This window comes from Methylocystis suflitae (assembly GCF_024448135.1).
Classification (GTDB): domain Bacteria; phylum Pseudomonadota; class Alphaproteobacteria; order Rhizobiales; family Beijerinckiaceae; genus Methylocystis; species Methylocystis suflitae.
Genome location: NZ_JAMRYX010000132.1, coordinates 1 through 3,297, shown reverse-complemented (window position 1 = coordinate 3,297; position 3,297 = coordinate 1). Strand labels below are relative to the sequence as shown.

The window sequence follows — 3,297 nt, the reverse complement described above, 5'->3', positions numbered from 1 at the left end:
CGCGCCACCGCCAGCCGCGCCGAAGAGGCTCCCGCGCGGCTGCAATGTTTCACGATGGCGCAGGCGCGCAGCAAAATGGAAGCGCAGAAGCTCGCCGATCCTTTCCGGTGCATGCGGGATGTCGCCCTCCGGCTGCAGGCCGAGCCGCTCGGCGCGCGGCTGTGCCAATTGGGCGAAGGACTTATCTACGAGATCAGCCTGCTGCGCCGGGACGGCCACATCGTCAAGATTCTTGTCGACGCGTTCAGCGGCCGGCCTCATTCTAGCTCTATAGGCGCTGACTCTATAGGTGCGGGCTCTATGGGCGCGGGCTCTATGGGCGCGGGCTCTATGGGCGCGGGCTCTATGGGCGATTGAGTCTCGCACGCGGGAGGACACATTGCGGCTGCTCGTCGTTGAAGACGACAAGGATTTGAACCGCCAGATCGTTCGTGCGCTCGAGCAGTCGGGCTATGCGGTGGACCGCGCCTTCGATGGCGAGGAAGGTTGCCATCTCGGCGAAACGGAGCCCTACGACGCCGTCGTCCTCGACATCGGTCTGCCGAAGAAGGACGGCGTGACCATTCTCGAAGAATGGCGTGCGGCGGGACGCGACATGCCGGTGCTGATCCTCACCGCGCGCGACCGCTGGAGCGACAAGGTGCAAGGCTTCGACGCCGGCGCCGACGATTATGTTTCAAAACCATTCCACATGGAGGAGGTGCTGGCGCGCATCCGCGCCCTGCTGCGCCGCGCCACGGGCCATGCGACGAATGAAATCGTCTGCGGCGCGGTGCGACTCGACACCAAAGCCGGCCGCGTCGTCGTGGACGGCGCGCCCGTGAAGCTCACTTCGCACGAATACCGCCTGCTCGCCTATCTGATGCATCACAGCGGACGCGTCGTATCCCGCAGCGAAATCATCGAGCATTTATACGATCAGGACTTTGACCGCGACTCGAACACGATCGAAGTCTTCGTCGGCAGGCTGCGCAAAAAGCTTGGCGTCGATCTGATCCAGACCGTGCGCGGGCTGGGCTACATGGCGGCCGCGCCGGCAAAGGACGCCGGCTATAAACGCTAGGCGCATGCCCCTTTCCTTCGTCTCCCTTCGCTCCATCGCCGCGCGTCTGTTCCTGACGGCGGCGGCGATGAGTTCGGTCGTGCTGATCGTCGCCAGCATTCTTCTTACCGCCTACTACCGAAACGAAGCTGAAGAGGTTTTCGAACGTCGTCTCGACGTTTACCTGCGCGCCATCGTCGCCGACGTGTCAGAGTCGGGACAGGAGGGACGCACCGGCCCCGGCCAGCTCGGCGACCCGCAGTTTGAGTTGCCGGGCTCGGGCTGGTATTGGCAGATCACGCGTCTCGACGACAAGTCGCATGACATCAAGGCGTCGCGCTCGCTCTTCGCCAACACGCTGCCCAAGCTCTCAGATCTTGGCGTCGCAGCGGAGGTCGGCGGCTTTCGCCGCGGTTACGGACCTGGCCCGGATGGGCGCCAGCTACGCATCGTCGAGCGCGTTATCGACGTCGGCGACGTCGGCATCTATCTCGTGCAGGTCGCAGGCAGCGGCGAAGAGATGGAAGAGCAAATCGCCCGATTTCGATTCGCGCTGATCGTCGCTTTCGCGGCGCTCGCGATTGCGCTCGCCATCGGCGCCGCCTTCCAGGTCCGCTTCGGCTTGCGGCCGTTGAGGCAATTGCAGCGCGAACTGGCGTCGATCCGCGGCGGCGAACGCGAGCGGATCATGGACGCCTACCCGAGCGAAGTCGCGCCGCTCGCCGAAGAGCTCAATCTGCTGATCAGCGCCAATCGCGACATTCTCGAACGCGCGCGCACGCAGGTCGGCAATCTCGCCCACGCGCTGAAAACGCCGCTCTCCGTCATCGTCAATGAAGCCGATTCCGCGCCAGGGCAACTCGCCGGGAAAGTTCAAGAACAGGCGCAGATCATGCGCGATCAGATCTCCTTCTATCTCGATCGGGCGCGGGCGGCGGCGCGCGGCGGCGCGCTTGGCGCCGCGACGCAGATCGCGCCGTCGATCGAGGCCTTGCTGCGCGCCTTCAGCAAGATCTATGGCGACAAGGGCGTGATTTTTTCTGGCGGCGCCGATCCGCGTCTGCGCTTTCTTGGCGAGCGCCAGGACCTCGAAGAAATGATCGGCAATCTGCTCGACAACGCCGGCAAATGGGCGAAGAGCCGGGTGACGATCGACGTCTGCGTCGAAGGCGCGTCGCGGCCGACGCTGCGCGTCACCATCGACGACGACGGGCCGGGACTTGCGACGCATCTGCGCGCCGCGGCGACGCAGCGCGGGCGGCGTCTCGACGAAACCAAGCCCGGATCAGGTCTCGGCCTGTCGATCGTCGTCGATCTCGCCGCCGCCTATGGCGGCTCGTTGCAGCTCGACGACAGCCCCAGCGGCGGTTTGCGCGCAGAGCTTCGACTGCCGGGGTTTTGAGGCGCGTGGGGCCAGCGCCAGCAAGCCCGGGAACGGATCAGCGATCGAACCGCCGCGCCGATTTCGTGCAGCGCGTCACTCGTCTTCGAGATCGAAATCGAGAATGGCGACCTGCAGCGTGAAGCTCGACAGCTTCGGATCGTCAGCGGAGATCACGCCGAGAAATTCGCCGTCAGCGTTGAGTTCGACGGAATCCGTTTTGCGTCCGCGCGCCACGATCGACAGGCGATCGTTTTCGAACAGCTTGCGCAAATAGGACTGCAGCACTTCGCGTCCGACGGGAATTTTCATCTCGAAGGCGAAGGAGCGATCGCCGTCTTCGTCATCGACCGAGATCGAAGCGATCCTTCGCTCGCCAAGATGCACGGCGGCGTCGTCCGGATCCTTCGGATCCGCTGTGACGCGAACGCCGTCGTTGCCGAGCGAACGGCGCAGGAACGCCTGCAGTTTTCGCAATTCGGTCTTATCCAAACGCCCGCTCCCGTTCAGCGATCAGCTTCATTCCTCTGCCACGACGCCTTTCGCCGAGCAAGAGCGCATGAAAAACGCCCGGCGGAAAGCCGCCGGGCGACGTCAAAAAGCGCGAAGAGCGTTATTCGCCCGCGGCTTTCAGCTTCTTGTTGCACTCGCTCCAATATTTCGGCCAGGTGATTTTTTTGTCTGACTTTTTGAGCTCGGCTTTCTTCTCGTTCCATTCGGCCGCGCATTTTTTCTGGCGCTCGCGCGTCGCGGTTTTCGCGTCCGTCGCGGGTTTGGGGCTCGGGGTCGCTTCAGTCGCCGCGGGCGGAGCGGCGGGCGGCGGCGCGGCGGGCTTCGCTTCAGTGGCCGGCGGCGGCGTGGGCTTCGACTCTGC

General features: G+C 64.3%; 4 protein-coding genes and 1 pseudogene. 2 read left to right on the top strand and 3 right to left on the bottom strand.

Features of this window, described 5'->3' with window-relative positions; all coding sequences use genetic code 11:
* Positions 1-261: hypothetical protein (locus NEI07_RS10245; protein WP_256034376.1), on the bottom strand; the 261-nt coding region annotated here is incomplete at its 3' end.
* Between the two features lie 118 nt (positions 262-379).
* Between NEI07_RS10245 and NEI07_RS10240 the strand changes: the two genes are divergently transcribed.
* Together NEI07_RS10240 and NEI07_RS10235 are read left to right on the top strand one after the other, a co-directional pair.
* Complete coding sequence (locus NEI07_RS10240) at positions 380-1,063, top strand: response regulator transcription factor (protein ID WP_196393993.1); 684 nt, start codon at positions 380-382, stop codon at positions 1,061-1,063.
* A 4-nt stretch (positions 1,064-1,067) separates the two neighbouring features.
* Positions 1,068-2,444 carry an ATP-binding protein gene (locus tag NEI07_RS10235; protein ID WP_256034374.1) on the top strand — a complete coding sequence of 459 codons (1,377 nt, stop codon included), beginning with the start codon at positions 1,068-1,070 and terminating at the stop codon, positions 2,442-2,444.
* Positions 2,445-2,519: 75 nt separating this feature from the next.
* Here the strand turns inward: NEI07_RS10235 and NEI07_RS10230 are convergent, their stop codons facing one another.
* Positions 2,520-2,915: a DUF3126 family protein gene (locus NEI07_RS10230; RefSeq protein WP_256034373.1), complete on the bottom strand. Its 396-nt coding sequence runs from the start codon at positions 2,913-2,915 to the stop codon at positions 2,520-2,522.
* A 121-nt stretch (positions 2,916-3,036) separates the two neighbouring features.
* Positions 3,037-3,297, bottom strand: a pseudogene (locus tag NEI07_RS10225) (hypothetical protein); the annotation flags it as partial.